The 16,411-nt window shown below is 72.3% G+C and carries 13 protein-coding genes; 10 read left to right on the top strand and 3 right to left on the bottom strand.

Annotation, left to right across the window (positions count from 1 at the left end):
• Window positions 1-2 precede the first annotated feature (2 nt).
• The 5 genes from ACNYC2_RS26780 (at window position 3) to ACNYC2_RS26760 (ending at window position 8,406) form a co-directional block, all read left to right on the top strand.
• Window positions 3-2,204 (top strand): S8 family serine peptidase, encoded by a 2,202-nt coding sequence (locus ACNYC2_RS26780; RefSeq protein WP_419704659.1) that lies wholly within the window; start codon window positions 3-5, stop codon window positions 2,202-2,204.
• 195 nt (window positions 2,205-2,399) lie between these two features.
• Window positions 2,400-5,822, top strand: coding sequence for a S8 family serine peptidase (locus ACNYC2_RS26775; RefSeq protein ID WP_419704658.1), 3,423 nt, complete (start codon window positions 2,400-2,402; stop codon window positions 5,820-5,822).
• An 84-nt stretch (window positions 5,823-5,906) separates the two neighbouring features.
• The gene (locus ACNYC2_RS26770; protein WP_419704657.1) at window positions 5,907-6,584 is read left to right on the top strand and encodes a hypothetical protein; all 678 of its coding nucleotides are present in this window, start codon (window positions 5,907-5,909) and stop codon (window positions 6,582-6,584) included.
• A 286-nt stretch (window positions 6,585-6,870) separates the two neighbouring features.
• The gene (locus ACNYC2_RS26765) at window positions 6,871-7,875 is read left to right on the top strand and encodes an isopenicillin N synthase family dioxygenase (protein WP_419704656.1); all 1,005 of its coding nucleotides are present in this window, start codon (window positions 6,871-6,873) and stop codon (window positions 7,873-7,875) included.
• A 99-nt stretch (window positions 7,876-7,974) separates the two neighbouring features.
• Window positions 7,975-8,406, top strand: a complete 432-nt coding sequence (locus ACNYC2_RS26760; protein WP_419704655.1) for a rhodanese-like domain-containing protein — start codon at window positions 7,975-7,977, stop codon at window positions 8,404-8,406.
• 13 nt (window positions 8,407-8,419) lie between these two features.
• On the opposite strand, the gene ACNYC2_RS26755 is transcribed toward ACNYC2_RS26760, so the two are convergent.
• Both ACNYC2_RS26755 and ACNYC2_RS26750 read right to left on the bottom strand, forming a co-directional pair.
• On the bottom strand, window positions 8,420-9,124 hold the full coding sequence (locus ACNYC2_RS26755) for a response regulator (RefSeq protein ID WP_419704654.1): 705 nt from the start codon (window positions 9,122-9,124) through the stop codon (window positions 8,420-8,422).
• The gene (locus ACNYC2_RS26750) at window positions 9,121-10,467 is read right to left on the bottom strand and encodes an ATP-binding protein (RefSeq protein ID WP_419704653.1); all 1,347 of its coding nucleotides are present in this window, start codon (window positions 10,465-10,467) and stop codon (window positions 9,121-9,123) included. Before ACNYC2_RS26750 ends, ACNYC2_RS26755 begins: the two co-directional genes overlap by 4 nt.
• Before the next feature lie 211 nt (window positions 10,468-10,678).
• Here ACNYC2_RS26750 and ACNYC2_RS26745 point away from each other — a divergent pair, with 211 nt between their 5' ends.
• Genes ACNYC2_RS26745 through ACNYC2_RS26730 form a run of 4 tightly spaced genes read left to right on the top strand, consistent with a single transcriptional unit; the run spans window position 10,679 to window position 14,566 of the window.
• The gene (locus ACNYC2_RS26745; RefSeq protein WP_419704652.1) at window positions 10,679-11,683 is read left to right on the top strand and encodes a Bug family tripartite tricarboxylate transporter substrate binding protein; all 1,005 of its coding nucleotides are present in this window, start codon (window positions 10,679-10,681) and stop codon (window positions 11,681-11,683) included.
• A complete protein-coding gene (locus ACNYC2_RS26740; RefSeq protein WP_419704651.1) occupies window positions 11,680-12,285 on the top strand; it encodes a tripartite tricarboxylate transporter TctB family protein in 606 nt (201 codons plus the stop codon). The genes ACNYC2_RS26745 and ACNYC2_RS26740 overlap by 4 nt, the downstream gene beginning before the upstream one ends.
• A complete protein-coding gene (locus ACNYC2_RS26735) occupies window positions 12,278-13,780 on the top strand; it encodes a tripartite tricarboxylate transporter permease (protein WP_419704650.1) in 1,503 nt (500 codons plus the stop codon). Before ACNYC2_RS26740 ends, ACNYC2_RS26735 begins: the two co-directional genes overlap by 8 nt.
• A gap of 9 nt (window positions 13,781-13,789) precedes the next feature.
• Complete coding sequence (locus tag ACNYC2_RS26730; RefSeq protein ID WP_419704649.1) at window positions 13,790-14,566, top strand: SDR family NAD(P)-dependent oxidoreductase; 777 nt, start codon at window positions 13,790-13,792, stop codon at window positions 14,564-14,566.
• Between the two features lie 55 nt (window positions 14,567-14,621).
• On the opposite strand, the gene ACNYC2_RS26725 is transcribed toward ACNYC2_RS26730, so the two are convergent.
• Entirely contained in the window at window positions 14,622-15,704 is a 1,083-nt protein-coding gene (locus ACNYC2_RS26725; protein WP_419704648.1) for a magnesium and cobalt transport protein CorA, read from the bottom strand.
• A 65-nt stretch (window positions 15,705-15,769) separates the two neighbouring features.
• On the opposite strand from ACNYC2_RS26725, the gene pyrE reads away from it, so the two are divergent.
• The gene (gene pyrE, locus ACNYC2_RS26720; protein ID WP_377136327.1) at window positions 15,770-16,345 is read left to right on the top strand and encodes an orotate phosphoribosyltransferase; all 576 of its coding nucleotides are present in this window, start codon (window positions 15,770-15,772) and stop codon (window positions 16,343-16,345) included.
• Window positions 16,346-16,411: the final 66 nt, after the last annotated feature.

Here is a 16,411-nt window from a genome sequence, read left to right as displayed (position 1 = left end):
CGGTGAACGACGCCGACGAGGTCACCTGGTTCTCCAGCCGTGGCCCACGCGGCGGAGACAACGCCCTCAAGCCCGACGTGACGGCCCCCGGCGACGAGATAGTCGCGGCCCGCGGGGCCGGGACTGCGATGGGCACGGTGGTGGACGACCTCCACGTCGCCGCCTCCGGCACCTCGATGGCTGCCCCGCACGTCGCGGGCGCCGCTGCGGTGCTCAAGCAGGCCCGGCCGGAGCTCACCGGCCAGGAGCTCAAGGCGGTCCTCATGGGTTCCGCCCAGCACACCTCCGGGACGGTGTGGGACGAGGGCGCCGGGCGCATCTACCTGCCGGACGCTCTGAACCAGCAGATAGCGGCCACGCCGGCGTCGCTCTCGCTCGGCACCTTCCTGTTCCCGCAGACGGGCTCGGAGACCCGAACCCTCACCTACGAGAACCCGACGGACGCGGAGGTCACGCTCGACCTCGCGGTCGACGTGACCGGCCCGGACGGCGAACCGTTGCCGGCCGGTGCGGCCGCTCTCTCGGCGGCGTCGGTGACCGTGCCCGCACAGGGCAGCGCCACCGTGGACGTCACCGTGGCCCGCGCCACCGGTGACTTCGGGCGCTTCTCCGGAGCGGTGGTCGCCACCGCACCCGACGGCAGCGACCTCCGCACGACCCTCGGCTGGGCCAAGGAGTCCGAGCACTACGAGCTGACCGTCGAGGGCATCGGGCGGGACGGCGAGCGGCATGACGGCGGATCCCTCGTGCACGTGACGAACGTCGACGACGGGACCCGGTACAGCGAGTTCGTCGAGCTCGAGGACGGTACGTGGACCGGACGTGTCCCGGCCGGCACCTACTCGGTGAACGGCAAGCTGTGGGACGAGGACGCCGAGGGAGCGGTCACCGAGCTCACGGACGTCCTGGAACCGCAGATCGAGGTCACGGGGGAGACGACGGTGGTCCTCGACGCGACCGCGGGCGAGCCGGTCACGGTGACCACCGAGCGGCCGGCGGACCGGGAACGGGTCTTCCTCGACGTCCACCGGGTGGACGAGCCCCAGGAGTGGTTCAGCGGGTTCGGCGCTACCGTTTCCGGCGACGCCGACGTGTACGCGACGCCGACCGAGCCGGTCACCGAGGGCAGCTTCGGGCTCACCGCGGCGTTCAACCTGGCGGCGCCCACCAGCACCCCGGACGAGGCGCCCGAGTACACGTACGACCTCGCGTACCACCAGGACGAGGTAGTGGAGACGCTCGCGTTCGCTGCGACGCCCGAGAACACGACGGCGGTCGCCGTGGGCTACGCCGACCTCGGTCCCGGCGTCGACATGTCGAGCTCGCGGTGGGGCGTCCTGGTCGGCCAGGAGTGGATCCACCTGCGTGGATACTCCCGCCCGGTCGCTCCGGGTACCAGCCGCACCGAATATGTCACCGCGAACGACGTGACCTGGAGCAACACCGCGGTGCTCAGTGCGGGCGACGGCTCGGACGAGGTGTACATCAACGGCATCGACCAGGTCTATGCGCCGGGCGAAGCGGCGGACACGCTGGGCGGGGCGGTGATGACCACCAAGTTCTCGGAGTACAACCACCTCGGTACCTGGGGTGACCTGCTCCGCATGGGCCTCGATGCGTTCGTCGACTCGGACGGGCATCACATCAACTCGCTCGACAAGCCCGGAAAGCTCCGGGTGTGGCGGGACGGCACCGAGATCGAGGACGAGGAGGAGATCTTCTTCGGCGTCCCCATCCCCCCGGAGGGCGCCGACTACCGGGTGGTCCTCGACGCCGAACAGGCCGCGCCCTGGTGGAACCGGTCCACCAGGGAGAGCACGGAGTGGGCCTTCCACGCCGAACCCGGCGAGCCCGGCCCCGACGGCGAACCCCCGTTCGTCAGGCTGCCCGTGCTCGACGTCGCCTACGACGTCGCAGGCATGGACCTCGCCAACAAGGCGCCGCGGCGGACCACCGCCACGGTGACCGTGGGCCACCAGCCCGGCAGCACGGGCGGCACCGTCACCGGCGCCCGCCTCTCTTGGTCGCCCGACGACGGCGCCACCTGGCGCAAGGCCACGCTGCACAGGACCGGTGCTGGTGTCTACACCGCTGATCTCCGGGTGCCGAAGGGCACGGAGCACGTCTCGCTCCGCGTCGAGGCGAAGGACAAGGCGGGCACCACCGTCAAGCAGACGGTGATCCGGGCCTACGGGGTCCGCTGACACCTGACCCCCGGCAGGCGTGCCGCACGACCCCGGCGTCGTGCGGCATGCCTGCCGCCGTGGCCGCTCCCGTGACCCGTTGATGCGCTGAGCAGGCACGACGCCGAATCTTTCGCCCAACCATCTGCGCCCCTCGCGCGTTATCCCCCGTGAGGTGGCATTCATGCCGCCGGCTTCTCACGAAGGAGACAGCAGATGCGTGCCAGAAGAGGCGCGACAGCGGCGGCGTTCGCCGTAGCGATCGCGATGGGGGCGGGGGTGCCGGCGTGGACGCTCGGCGCCGTCGCGGCGGGAACGGACGGTGACGGCGCCGCCGTCGGGCCGGCGGCACTGACGGGACCGGGCACCCCGACGACCGCGTCCGTCACCCTGATCACCGGCGACCGGGTGACGCTCACCCGGCGTGCCGACGGGCGCAGCTCGGCGGCCGTCACGCCGGGCGCGGGACGCGAGGGCATGGCGTTCCAGCGGATCACGGAGGGCGACCGGCTGTACGTGATCCCCGCCGACGTCGCGGGCCTCGTGCCCGACCGGATGGACCGCGCGCTGTTCAACGTCTCGGGCCTGGTCGCGGCCGGGTACGACGACGCGCACCGGGACACCGTCCCGGTCATCGTGCAGGACGCCGCCGTGGCGCGCGAAGCAGTCGCGGGGCGCGACGCGTCCCTCGCGGGGGACCCGGAGTCGGGCGAGCGCAAGGCACAGGACCGGCCGCAGCCCGACTGGGCGGCTCTCGGCGTGGAGCCGGAGCGGACGCTCGAGTCGGCCGGGGCGATCTCGGCGGACCTGGACCGCGCGGCCGCGGCCGACCTGCTCGCCGGGCTGCGGCGCGACACGTCGGCGGCCCGCGCGGCCGCACCCGAGGTCAAGGTGTGGCTGGACGCACCCGTCCACGCGCTCGACGAGGACTCGATGCCCCAGATCGGCGCCCCCGCGGCCTGGGAGGCGGGCTACACCGGCGAGGGCGTGACGATGGCGGTGCTCGACTCGGGCCTCGACCGCACCCACCCGGACCTGGACGACGTGGTGGTCGGGTCCAAGGACTTCACCGGCTCCGGGAACACCGACGACCTCTACGGTCACGGCACGCACGTCGCGTCGATCGCGCTGGGCTCCGGAGACGCGTCCAACGGCACGAACCGCGGCGTCGCGCCGGGGGCCGACCTGCTCGTCGGCAAGGTGCTCGACGAGTTCGGCGGCGGCGAGATGTCGTCGGTCGTCGACGGCATGGAATGGGCCGCCGGCGAGGGCGCCGACGTCGTGAACATGAGCCTCGGCGAGTTCGAGAACTACACGGACGGCACCGACCCGACCTCGGTGGCCCTCGACACGCTGAGCGCCCGGCACGGGACCCTCTTCGTCGTCGCGGCGGGCAACGACGGCGAGTACGGGACGGTGGCCACCCCCGGGGCGGCGAGCTCCGCCCTGACGGTGGGCGCCGTGGACGACGCCGACGACGTCGCCACCTTCTCCAGCCGCGGCCCGCGAGCGCTCGACCAGGCGATCAAGCCGGACGTCACCGCGCCGGGGGTCGAGATCGTCGCGGCACGTGCCGTCGGCACGAAGCCGGAGTCGGGGACGGGCGAGTACGTCGCCTGGAGCGGCACCTCGATGGCCGCTCCGCACGTGGCGGGCGCGGCGGCGGTCCTCAAGCAGGCCCGCCCCGACCTGTCGGCGCAGCAGCTCAAGGCAGTGCTCATGGGCTCCGCCCAGCACACGAGCGGCGGCGTGTTCGACGAGGGCGCCGGGCGCATCTTCCTGCCCGCCGCGCTGGAGCTGCCGGTCATGGCGTCTCCCGCCTCGCTGTCGTTCGGCGGGCTGGAGTTTCCTCAGAAGGGCAGGGTGACGCGGACGCTCACCTACCAGAACGGCACGGACGCCGCGGTCACGCTCGACCTCGCGGTCACGGCGTCCCGCCAGGACGGCAAGCCTCTGCCGGCCCGGGCCGTGCGGCTCAGCGCGACCACGCTGACCGTCCCGGCGCAGGGCACCGCCACGGTCGACGTCCGGGTGGACACGACGGTCGGCGCCGTCGAGCGCCGCTACTCGGGCGCCGTCACCGCCACCGGACCGGACGGCCGGCAGATCCGTACCCCGCTCGGCTACTACAAGGAGCCCGACCTCGCCGATCTCAACATCGACGCGGTCGGGCGTGACGGCAAGCCGCACGCCGGCTCGTCCACCGTCCGGATCGTGAACGTCGACGACCCCGCCCTGTTCAGCGAGCACCTGGAGATCGGCGCGGAGGGCGTCGACCTGCGGGTCCCGCCGGGCAAGTACTCGGTCACGGGCTTCCTGTGGACGGCGGACGAGGAGTTCGTGGTGTCCGAGGCCACTGCCGTGCTGTACCCCGAGATCGAGGTGGCCGACGACACGGCGCTGGTCCTCGACGCGCGGAAGGCACGGGAGCTGACGGCGACCACCGAGCGGCCCGCGGACCTCACCTGGCTCGCGCTGGACGACAACCGGACCGCGGCCGACGGCGAACCCTACGGTTTCGGGATGGTGGTCACCGCCGGAGCGAAGGTCTACGCGACGCCCACCACGGCTGCGGTCACCACCGGCAAGCACGACCTGCAGACGCACTTCGTCCTGACCGGACCGTCGAGCGCGAGCCGTGCGCCGTCGTACACCTACGACCTCCTGTACGCACAGGAGGTGGTGGACACGTTCAAGTTCCGGGCGACGGAGCGGAACACCGCTGCGATCACCACCGGTTACGCGGCGCTCGGCGCGGACCACCGGAGCGCGAGCGCGCGGGTCGGCTTCGCGGCCGGTCATCTCTGGGGCTCGGCGGTGTCCAGCCCGGTCACGACACCTGGCCGGCGCACGGAGTACGTGAGCGCGAACGGCGTCGCATGGGGCCACGAGGTCTACGCGGGCGCGGAGGACGCCGACCAGGGTTACTTCAAGAGCGAGCCCCGGGAGTACGCGCCGCGGGAGAAGGCGCGGACGACCGTTGGCGGCGCAGTGCTGAGCACCCGGCTCGGCGAGGGCTCGATCACCGCCGCGGGGCGCACGCTCGATCTCGGCCTCGTCCGGTGGAGCGACGCGAGCAGGCATCCGTTCGAGCCGTTCGGCGGGGACACCACGCGGCTCCGCGTCTGGCGGGACGGCGCTGCCGTCGCCGACAACACGTACCCGTCGGCGGAGGCGCGCATCCCTGCCGGGGGTGCCGACTACCGTGTGGTGCTCGGCGCGGCGCAGGAAGGGTCCTGGTGGGACAGGTCCACGCAGGTGCGCACGGAGTGGAACTTCCATGCCGAGCCGGGCGGGTCCGCGGCCGAGCCCGTACAGCTGCCGGCCCTCGACGTCGCCTATGCGGTCAAGGGCATGGACCTGAGGAACGAGGCACCGCGTCGGACCACCGCCACGGTGACCGTCGGCCACCAGGCAGGCAGCACCGGTAGCCCCGTCACCGGGGCGAGCCTGTGGTGGTCGGCCGACGACGGCGCCACCTGGCACAAGGTCACGCTGCGCCGGACCGCCGAGGGCGTCTACACCGCGGGCCTCGACGTGCCGGCCGGCACCGAGCACGTCTCGGTCCGCGTCAGCGCGAAGGACAAGGCGGGCGGCACCGTCCAGCAGACGGTGATCCGGGCGTACGGCGTCCGCTGACACCGGCCTATATGTCAGACCCACAGGTCACTTCGGTGACCTGTGGGTCTGACAGGTAGCTGTGCCGTGTAGCCTCTGCGCGACATGAGCGAGCAGACGACCAGCGGCGACGGCGATCTCCCGGGGCTCGACGCCGCCGCCCGCCAGGTGATCGGGCGGACCGGGAAGGCGCCGATCCGCGTGATCTTCGTGCCCGGGCTCGGCGACCGGCTGCCGCCCCTGGTGCACCTCCAGCGCGAGGCGCTGCGCACCTGGCGCGCGCTCGGCGTGCGCACCACCATGTTCCGCGTCCGCTGGTCCTCGGACGCCTCGTTCCAGGACCGGCTCGACCGCCTTGACGAGATGATCGAGCGCTACGAGCAGCGCGGCGAGCGCGTGGCGCTCATGGGTGCGTCCGCCGGCGCGGGTGCGGTTCTCGCGGCCTATGCCCGACGGCGTTCGGTGGTCGCCGTCATCATCATCGCCGGCAAGTTCCTCGAACCCGAGGACATCATCAAGCCGGTCCTCCTGCGCAACGCGCCCTTCGCGCAGTCGCTGTCGACGGTGCCGAAGCTCCTGGAGGACCTGGGCCCGGACGACCGGGCGAAGATCCTCAGCCTGCGGTCGGCCAGGGACGGCGTGGTCGACGACGAGGACACGCTGCTGGAGGGCGCCGTCAACGAGACGATGCGCGTCGTCGGCCACGTGATCGCCATCGGTTACGCGTTGATGTTCCGGGCGCGCCGGGTCGTCCGGTTCCTCCGCGAGGCCATGACGGACTGACGCGTCACGGTCCGTGCCGTCCCCGCGGGCCGAGTGCTAATGTGTCTCACATCGTGAGCATCTTTACCTGTTCCTGCTGTCGCCGCTGAGCGGTTGCCGACGAGGCGACCCCCTGGCGCGATCCCTCGCGCCGCCGACAGCAGTCCGCGCTCACACCGCATCCACCTGCACGTGCCGACTCCGGCGTCCGCCTCCGCGGGCAGCCAGGAGGTCCGGGCGGAGCCATCGACGGATGCGTGGACCGCCGCCGTCGGCGCACCCACGCACCCTTCGAAAGGACCCTCCCATGCCCGGCATCCCCGTACTGGACCTCTCGCTGCTCGACGGCGACCCCGACGACCAGGCGCGCTTCCGCGACGAGCTGCGGCGCGCCACCCACGAGGTCGGCTTCTTCTCCCTGGTCGGACACGGCGTCCCGCGGGAGCTGATCGACCGCGCCTACGCCACGGCCGAGCAGTTCTTCGCGCTGCCCGAGGCGGAGAAGCGCGCGATCGAGAACGTCAACAGCCCGCACTTCCGCGGCTGGACCCGCATGGGCGGCGAGCGCACCCTCGGCCGCGTCGACCAGCGCGAGCAGATCGACATCGGCGCCGAGCGTCCCGCGGTCCCGGCCGGACCAGGGAAGCCCGACTACTGGGCCCTGGAGGGCCCGAACCTGTGGCCCGAGTCCCTGCCCGCGCTGCGCGAGGTCGCCGAGGAGTGGCTGAGCCGGCTCGACGGCGTCGCCACGCGGCTGCTGCGGGCGTGGGCGGAGGCGCTCGGGGCGCCGTCCGACACGTTCGACGCCGTGTTCGAGCGCCCCTCGCCCGCCCTGAAGATCGCCCGCTACCCGGGGGTCGAGGCGGAGGCGCCCGCGCAGGGCGTCGGCGCGCACAAGGACCTGGGCGTGCTCACCCTCCTCTCCGTCGAGGACGGCAAGGCAGGCCTGCAGGTGGAGAAGGACGGCGAGTGGCTCGACGTCGTCCCGCCCGCCGGCGCGTTCGTCGTGAACATCGGCGAGCTGCTCGAGATCGCCACCGACGGCTACCTGAAGGCGACCCTGCACCGGGTCGTCTCCCCGGCGCCGGGCACGGACCGGATCTCCATCCCGTACTTCCACGGCCCCGCGCTGGACGCGTCCATCCCGACGATCGACCTGCCACCCGCGCTCGCCGCCGACGCGCCCGGCGTGACCGCCGACCCGGCCAACCCGCTGCACGCGGTGTTCGGCGACAACTGGCTCAAGAGCCGGCTGCGCGCGCACCCGAACGTCGTGGAGGCGCAGCACCCGCACCTGCTGCAGAACGTCTGAACGGTGCGGATGTCGGGGTAGCGCGGCTTACGGATCCTTCAGAGACCGTGGGGGTCCGCCCTCTTGCCGCCGGTGCCCCGGCATCCGCACACTCTGGCTATGACGACCTCCCAGGACACCTCCGCCGCCGTCGCGCACTTCGCCGGACGCCTCGCCTTCGAGACCGACGTCGCCGACGTCCACACCGCGCTCGCGGGGCGGACCGCGGCGGACGCCCCGTTCACGCTGGTCGACGTCCGGTCCCAGGAGTCGTGGGACCAGGGCCACGTGCCCGGTGCGGTGCACCTGCCCGGCGGCAAGGTGCGCCTGCGGGCCGAGCAGACCATCGACCGCGACCGGCCCGTCGTGACCTACTGCTGGGGCCCCGGCTGCAACGCGGCGACCAAGGCGGCGCTCGAGCTCGCCAGGCTCGGCTACGAGGTCAAGGAGATGATCGGCGGCTTCGAGTACTGGGTCCGCGAGGGCTTCGCGTACGACACGGCGACCGGCCAGGTCCAGCCGGCCCCGGACCCGCTGGCCGCCCCGCTCTGACGGTTCGCCGGGGTCAGGCCGGGCGGTAGCGGTTCTCCGGGCGGCCCGTCGAGCCGTACCGGGGGCTGACCTGCGCGTGTCCCTCCGCGACCAGGTGCTCCAGGTAGCGACGGGCGCTGACCCGCGACATCCCTACCGACTCGGCGACCTCGGCCGCCGACGCGTCCTCCGCCCGGCCGTCCTCCGCGGTGCCGCACAGCCGGCTGAGAGCCTCCTGGACCAGGGTGCGGCTCCGCTCGGAGAGCCCCTTGGGCGGCAGGGTGCTCGCGGTCCGCGGCCCGGCCAGGAGCTGGTCCACCTCGTCCTGGTCGAGCGTGGTCTGGGCGCGGCGCACGTCCTCGCGCCGCTGCCACACCTCGTCGAGCCGCTCGCGCAGCGCGGCGGACGTGAACGGCTTGACCAGGTAGGCGACGACGCCCCCGGCCATCGCCTGCCGCACGCTCTCCAGCTCGCGTGCGGCGGTCGTGGCGACCACGTCGACGGGCGGGCCGGGCAGCAGCCGCAGCCGCCGGAGCACGTCGAGCCCGCCGATGTCCGGCAGGTGCAGGTCGAGCAGCACCAGGTCGGGCCGCAGGGCGGAGGCGAGCTGCAGCGCGTCGGCGCCGTTCCGGGCCTCGCCGACCACGACGAACCGCGGGTGGCTCTCCACGAACCCGCGGTGCACGACGGCGACCGCCGGGTCGTCCTCGACGACGAGCGTCCGCGCCTGCTCGGTCATGATCTCGTCTCCCTGGTTCCCGCGGCGGCCGGGGTGCGTTCGGCCGCCGCCGGCACCGACGCCGCCGGCACAGGCAACGGCAGCTCCACGGTGATCAGCGCCCCACCGAGGTCGCCGATGCCGATGACCGCCTCGCCGTCGCGCCGGTCCACCACGCGCCGGACCAGGGCCAGGCCGATGCCGCGGCTGTGCTCGCGGTCACCGGGCACCTTCGTGGAGAACCCTGCCTTGAACACCTGGTGGTGCAGGTTGGCGGGGATCCCGGGGCCGTCGTCGTCCACCCGGAGACGCAGGAGCTCGCCGTCGACCTGCAGCAGCACGCGGACGCGGCCCTCCGGGCCGACGGCGTCGACCGCGTTGTCGATGAGGTTCCCGAGCACGACGAGCGCGTCCGTGTGCAGGGACGAGGCCTCCGGCGTCGTGGGCCGGTCGAGCGCTGACGCGTCGTCGACGTCGAGGATCACTCCCCGCTCCCGTGCCGTGATCGTCTTGACCAGGAGCAGCGCCGCGAGCTCGGGGGACCGCACGCCCGGCGCCACGGCGGACGAGGTGAGCAGCCCGCCGTAGCCCGACCGCTCGATGAACGCGACCGCCTCCTCGGTGCGGCCCAGCTCCAGCAGGCCGGAGATCACGTGCACGGTGTTGGCGAACTCGTGCGACTGGGAACGCAGCGCGTCGGTGAGGCCGCGGGTCTCCAGGAGCCCCGCGATGTCCTCGGGCTCGAGCAGGTAGATCCGGCGCCGGACGAGGCGGGTCACCCAGGCCGCGCACAGCACGCCGACCGCCGCCGCGACGGCGAGCGCCCCGAGCAGCCAGCCGCGGTCGTCGGTCAGGTCGGCGCGCAGCTCGGACTCGAGGATGCCGACGCTGGCGGTGCCGATGACAGGGGCGGGGGCGGCGTCGTCGGCGGCGTGGCCGAAGACCGGCACCTTGACGCGCCAGGACGTGCCGAGCGTCCCGGTCTGGGTGCCCGTCCACACGTGCCCGGACAGCGGTACGGAGGGGTCGGTGGAGACGCGCCGCCCGATCTGCTCGGGGTCGGGGTGGGAGTAGCGGACGCCGTTCTCGTCGGTGACGACCACGTAGGTGACCTCGGAGGCCTCGCGGATCACCTCGGCGATCGGCTGGATCGTGGCGGACGGGTCCTCGTCGTCGTACGCCTCGAGGATGGCGGGCAGGCGCGCGACCGACTGCGCCACCCCGGTCATCCGGTCGACGTAGGCATCACGGAGCTGGCGCTCCTGCAGGGTGGACGCCACGAGACCGGTAGTGCAGACGAGCACGAGCACTATGACGACCTGCAGCATCAGCAGTTGTGCTCGGAGCGTCATCGCTCTTCTCACGGACGCCAGTGTGCACCGGCTGGCGGCAGATGCGGTAGCCGAGGGGTCGTGAACAAAACGACCACAACCTCCGTTGCGACCACAACCCGGCCCGTCGCGGGGGCGCTCCCTACGCTCACGCCGAGGTGGGCCGAGTACCGGCGACGTGGCCGAGCACAGGGCCCACCCTCTCGCGACTTTCAATCTGCCGCATCCGCTCAAAGGAGAAGACATGCGCGTCATACGAACCGGGGCTGCCTCGGTCGGGATAGTTCTGGCCCTGACCCTCACGGGCTGCTCGGCCCTGGAGGCAGGCGGCAGCGGTGGCGGCGACACGGCCATCGACGAGCTCAGCATCGTGGTCCCGGCGGGTCCGGGTGGCGGCTGGGACCAGACGGGCCGTGCCATGCAGGCCGACATGCAGGAGGAGGGTCTCGTCGGCAGTGCGACGGTGACCAACGTCGACGGTGCGGGCGGCACGGTGGGCCTGGCGAACATCGCCAACGCCACGGACCCGAACACCCTGCTCGTCATGGGCCTGGTCATGGTGGGCGCCGTCGAGACCAACGAGGCGCAGGCCCGGATCGAGCACACCACCCCGATCGCGCGCCTCACGGAGGAGCAGGAGGTCATCGTGGTCCCGGCGGAGTCGCCGTACGAGACCGTCGACGACCTCGTCGAGGACATCACGGAGAACGGCAAGGACGTGTCGATCACCGGCGGGTCCGCCGGCGGCACGGACCACATCCTCGCGGGGATGCTGCTCCAGGCCTCGGGCATGCCGTCGGAGCACATCCAGAACAAGCTGAACTACATCGCCTACTCGGGCGGCGGCGAGTCGCTGGCTGCGCTGCTGGGCAACAACGTGAGCGCGGGCATCTCCGGTGTCAGCGAGTACGCCGAGCAGGTTGCGGCCGGCGAGCTCCGTGCGCTCGCGGTGTCCGGCGAGGAGCGCGTCGACGCCCTGCCCGACACCCCGACCCTCACCGAGGCCGGGTATGACGTCGTCCTCACCAACTGGCGCGGCGTGGTCGCCCCGGGCAACCTCGAGGACGCCGACAAGGAGGCGCTGACCACTGCCGTCACCGAGCTCGCCGGGTCCGAGGCGTGGCAGGCCACCCTGGAGGAGAAGGGCTGGGACGACGCCTTCCTCGCGGGCGACGAGTTCGACACGTACCTTGAGGGCAACATCGCGGAGATCCAGGTGGTGCTCCAGGACATCGGTCTCATCCAGTGAGGCCCGACGACGCGGCGCCCTTCGCGCCCACAGCACCGGGTGAGCCGACGGCGGAGGCCGGCCCTCCGCCGTCGGACAGGCTCGAGCCGGGGGCCGCAGGGCCGCCGCGCCGTCGTTGGGGCGAGCTCGTCCTGGCCCTCGCCACGACCGTGCTCGGTGTGTACGTGCTGGTCGCCGCGGGCAGCATCACCGTGCCCAGCTCGACCAACACGCTGGGGCCGCGGGCCTTCCCCTACCTGGTGGGCGGGCTGCTCGCCGTCATCGGCGTGGTGCTGGTCCTCCTGGTCCTGAGCGGCCGGGGCGGCGAGGAGGAGGGTGGCGAGGACGTCGATCCCACCGTCCGCACCGACTGGCTGACGGTGGTCCTGCTCGTGGTCGCCCTGGTCGTCCACGTGTTCCTGATCAACGTCATCGGCTGGCCGTTCGCCGCGGCCGTCCTGTTCGCGGCCGCCGCGATGATCCTGGGCGCGCGCCCGTGGTGGCGCGCGGCCCTGACCGGGCTCGTGCTGGGCCTGATAGTTCAACTGATCTTCGGCGGGCTGCTGGGGCTGTCGCTCCCGCCGGGCCCGCTGCTCGAAGGGGTGCCGTTCCTCCATGGATAACTTCTCCGCGCTGCTCGAGGGGTTCACCACCGTCCTGCACCCGGTCTACCTGCTGTGGGCGCTGTTCGGCGTGTTCATCGGCACGGCGGTCGGCGTGCTGCCGGGCATCGGCCCGGCCATGGCCATCGCGCTGCTCCTCCCGCTGACCTACACGCTGGAGCCGACGGCGGCGATCATCGCCTTCGCCGGTATCTACTACGGCGGCATGTACGGCGGCTCGACGACGTCGATCCTGCTCAACACACCCGGCGAGTCCGCCTCGATAGTCACGGCGATCGAGGGCAACAAGATGGCCCGCGCCGGGCGCGGCGCCGCGGCGCTCGCCACCGCGGCCATCGGCTCGTTCGTCGCCGGCACCATCGCGACGGTCGCGCTCACGTTCCTGGCGCCGGTGATCGCCGACGTGGCGGTCCAGCTGGGCGATCCCGACTACTTCGCCCTCATGGTGGTCGCGTTCATCACCGTGGGCGCCCTGATCGGGTCCTCGGTCCCGCGCGGCCTCGCGTCGCTCGCGCTCGGCCTGTTCCTCGGGCTGGTCGGCACCGACACCCTGACGGGCCAGCAGCGCTTCACGTTCGGCGTGCCCAACCTGGCCGACGGGATCGACGTCGTGGTGGTCGCCGTCGGCCTGTTCGCCGTCGGAGAGGCCCTGTACGTGGGCTCGCGGATGCGGCACGGGCCGATCAAGGTCATCCCGATCGAGAAGGGCTGGCGCTCCTGGATGAAGCCGGACGACTGGCGTCGTTCCTGGAAGCCGTGGCTGCGTGGCGCCGCCATCGGCTTCCCGGTGGGCACCATCCCGGCGGGCGGGGCCGACGTCGCGACGTTCCTCTCCTACGCGTCCGAGAAGCGGCTCGCGAGCAAGGAGCGCCGCAAGGAGTTCGGCAAGGGCGCCATCGAGGGCGTGGCAGGTCCGGAAGCGGCGAACAACGCCGCCTCGGCGGGTGTGCTGGTCCCGCTGCTCACGCTCGGCCTGCCCACGACGGCGACCGCTGCCATCATCGTCGTCGCGTTCCAGTCCTACGGCATCCAGCCGGGCCCGCAGCTCATGCTGAACGAGTCCGGGCTGGTGTGGGCGCTGATCGCGAGCCTGTACATCGGCAACCTCATGCTCGTCGTGCTGAACCTGCCGCTCGTGGGCATGTGGGTGAAGGTGCTGCGCATCCCGCGGCACTACCTCTACGCGGGCATCCTCATGTTCGGTGCGCTCGGCTCGTACGCGCTGAACTTCTCGCCGGTCGACGTGCTGCTCCTGGTGCTCATCGGCGCGGCAGGGTTCTTCATGCGGCGCTACGGGTACCCCGTGGCACCGCTGGTGGTCGGCATGATCCTCGGCCCGATGGCGGAGGACCGGCTGCGCCGTTCCCTCGCGATCAGCCAGGGCGACCTGAGCTACCTGGTCGCGAGCCCGTTCGCCGCCTCGGCGTACGTGGCGATCATCGTGCTGGTGGTCGTGGGTATCTGGCTGAAGCGCCGGGAACGCGCTCAGGCCTAGGCTGCGGACATGGGTACAGCACTGATCACCGGCGGGTCCGCCGGCCTCGGACTCGAGTTCGCACGGCAGCTCGCGGCGGCGGGACACGGCCTGGCGCTCGTGGCCCGCGACGAGGAGCGGCTGAACCAGGTCGCCGCGGAGCTCCGCGCCGCCCACGGTGTGGCGGTCGAGGTGCTCCGGGCGGACCTGTCGGTGCCCGACGACGTCGCGCGGGTCGCACAGCGGCTCGCCGTCGTCGGCGGCAGGCCCGAGGACGGCGACCTGCCGCCCGTGGGGCTGCTCGTCAACAACGCGGGCTTCGCCACGAGCGCGAGCTTCGCGAAGGGGCGCGTCAGCACCGAGCGCCGCGGGATCGACGTCATGGTGAAGGCGGTCGTGGAGCTGAGCCACGCCGCCGTCGGGCAGATGCTCGAACGGGACCGGGGTGCGATCCTCAACGTCGGCTCGGTGGCGGCCCTCACCGCCGGCGGCACCTATGCGGCGGCCAAGGCGTACGTGCGGACCTTCACCGAGTCGCTCGCGGTCGAGCTCAAGGGCACGGGCGTCACCGCGACCCTGCTGTCCCCTGGCTTCACGCACACGGAGTTCCACGAGCGGGCTGGCATCCCCGAGTCGGCGATCCCGGAGTGGGGCTGGCTCGACGCCTCCGACGTCGTCCGGGTGGCGCTGGAGGACGTGCGCCGCGGCGTCGTCCTGTCCACACCCTCGGTGCGCTACAAGGTGGCCGCCGCCCTGCTGCGGGCGGCGCCGCGCTGGGCTGTCCGCGCCGTCGGCAAGTACCGCTGACCGACGACGTGGCCCGGCCGGCCGGGCGGTCCCGGCGCCCCCTGGCGCCGGGCCGTCAGAGCCAGCCGACCTTCTTGAAGATCCAGTAGAAGATCCCGCCCAGGCCGAGCATGCCGGTGAGCGCGAGCGGGTACCCCAGCGCCCAGTGCAGCTCGGGCATGTAGTCGAAGTTCATGCCGTAGATGGTGCCGATCAGCGTCGGCGCGAAGAGGATCGCGGCCCAGGCGGAGATCTTCTTGGTCTGCTCGCTCTGCTGGAGGCTGATCTCCGACATGCGGCGCATCTCCTCGTTCTGCTCCTGGGTCACCAGGGTGGAGTGCACGTTGAGCGCGTTCGTCAGCAGCGCGCGGAACGTGCCCGACGTCTCCGCGTGCTTGACGGCGTGGTCCAGCACGTTGCGGAGGCTGCGCAGCAGCTCGACCCAGAGCGGGTCGTGCGGGAGGTCGGCCTCCGCGTGCTCCGTGCCGGGCTCCCCGCCGACGTACCGCTGCTTGGCGTCGTGCAGCTCCTGGAGCATGTCCACCAGGGGGCCGGTGGCACGCTGCAGGCTGATCACCTCGCGGGTCGCCTCGTAGATGCGGAGCGACACCTCCGGGTCGCGCGAGAACAGCTGGTCCTCGATCTGGTCGATGTCACCGCGCAGCCGCGCGACGACGGGGCGATAGGTGTCCACGACCTCGTCCAGGAGCGCCGCGAGGATCGCGACCGGCCCCAGGCGCAGCAGGTCGGGCTCCTGCTCCAGCCGGCTCCGCATGGCGCCCAGGTCCGGTGCGGCGGACCGCCGGATGGTGACCACGAAGTCGGGCCCCACCCAGGCGTGCACCTCGCCGAACTCGACCCGGTCGATGTGCCCGTCGCCGTCGTCGTCCACGCTGCGCGCCGGATGTAGCACCACGAACAGCACGTCGTCGTAGTGCTCGATCTTCGGGCGCTGGTGCGCGTGGATGGCGTCCTCGACGGCGAGGTGGTGCAGGGAGAACTCCTCGGCCACCGCCCGGATCTCGTCGGGTTCGGGCCAGGCCAGGTCGACCCAGGCGGTACCGCCCCGCTCGCGGGTGACCTCGCAGGTCTCCTCGATGCTCGCCGGGTTCGCCGTGCGCTTTCCGTCCACGTACACCGCGTTGTCCATGATGCTCACAGCAGAACCCTCCCAGAGGTCCACGGCAACCCGGACCGGCGTCCGCCGCGACGTACCCTTGCACCGTGAACGCTGACTTCTCCCCGACCCCGCGCGAGCAGCTGGCAGAGCTCATCAAGGAGCTCGCCGTGGTGCACGGCAAGGTGACCCTGTCCTCCGGCAAGGAGGCCGACTACTACGTCGACCTGCGCCGGATCACGCTGCACCACCGGGCGGCCCCGCTCGTCGGGCACGTGCTCCTGGACCACCTCGAGGAGGTAGGGCTGGGCACCGCCGAGATCGACGCGGTGGGCGGGCTCACCCTCGGCGCCGACCCCATCGCGGACGCCCTGCTGCACGCCGCGGCCTCCCGCGGCCAGGACCTGGACGCGTTCGTGGTGCGCAAGGCCGCGAAGGCGCACGGCATGCAGCGCCAGATCGAAGGGCCGGACATCGCCGGGCGCAAGGTCGTCGTGGTCGAGGACACCACCACCACCGGCGGCTCGCCGATCGCCGCGATCGAGGCGGCGCGCGCGGCCGGCGCTGAGGTGCTGGGCGTGGCCACCATCGTCGACCGGGCCACCGGGGCAGGCGAGAAGATCGAGGCGCTCGGCGTGCCGTACCACTACCTGTACGGCCTGCAGGACCTCGGCCTCTCCTGAGCTGGTCAATACCGTAATCCGGTCGTCTCGATATCACTTGCCGTGAAGACTTTTGCCTAGCCCTAC

The sequence above is a fragment of the Promicromonospora sp. NFX87 genome (genome assembly GCF_048564965.1).
Taxonomy (GTDB): Bacteria; Actinomycetota; Actinomycetes; order Actinomycetales; family Cellulomonadaceae; genus Promicromonospora.
This window is presented reverse-complemented; position numbering and strand designations above follow the sequence as displayed.

Bases quoted from the DNA above. Each gene is read 5' to 3' on its own strand.
- ACNYC2_RS26745 (WP_419704652.1), top strand. From the start codon at position 10,679: ATGCGCGTCATACGAACCGGGGCTGCCTCGGTCGGGATAGTTCTGGCC.
- ACNYC2_RS26775 (WP_419704658.1), top strand. From the start codon at position 2,400: ATGCGTGCCAGAAGAGGCGCGACAGCGGCGGCGTTCGCCGTAGCGATC.
- ACNYC2_RS26755 (WP_419704654.1), bottom strand. From the start codon at position 9,124: ATGACCGAGCAGGCGCGGACGCTCGTCGTCGAGGACGACCCGGCGGTC.
- ACNYC2_RS26735 (WP_419704650.1), top strand. From the start codon at position 12,278: ATGGATAACTTCTCCGCGCTGCTCGAGGGGTTCACCACCGTCCTGCAC.
- ACNYC2_RS26760 (WP_419704655.1), top strand. From the start codon at position 7,975: ATGACGACCTCCCAGGACACCTCCGCCGCCGTCGCGCACTTCGCCGGA.
- ACNYC2_RS26765 (WP_419704656.1), top strand. From the start codon at position 6,871: ATGCCCGGCATCCCCGTACTGGACCTCTCGCTGCTCGACGGCGACCCC.
- ACNYC2_RS26770 (WP_419704657.1), top strand. From the start codon at position 5,907: ATGAGCGAGCAGACGACCAGCGGCGACGGCGATCTCCCGGGGCTCGAC.
- ACNYC2_RS26730 (WP_419704649.1), top strand. From the start codon at position 13,790: ATGGGTACAGCACTGATCACCGGCGGGTCCGCCGGCCTCGGACTCGAG.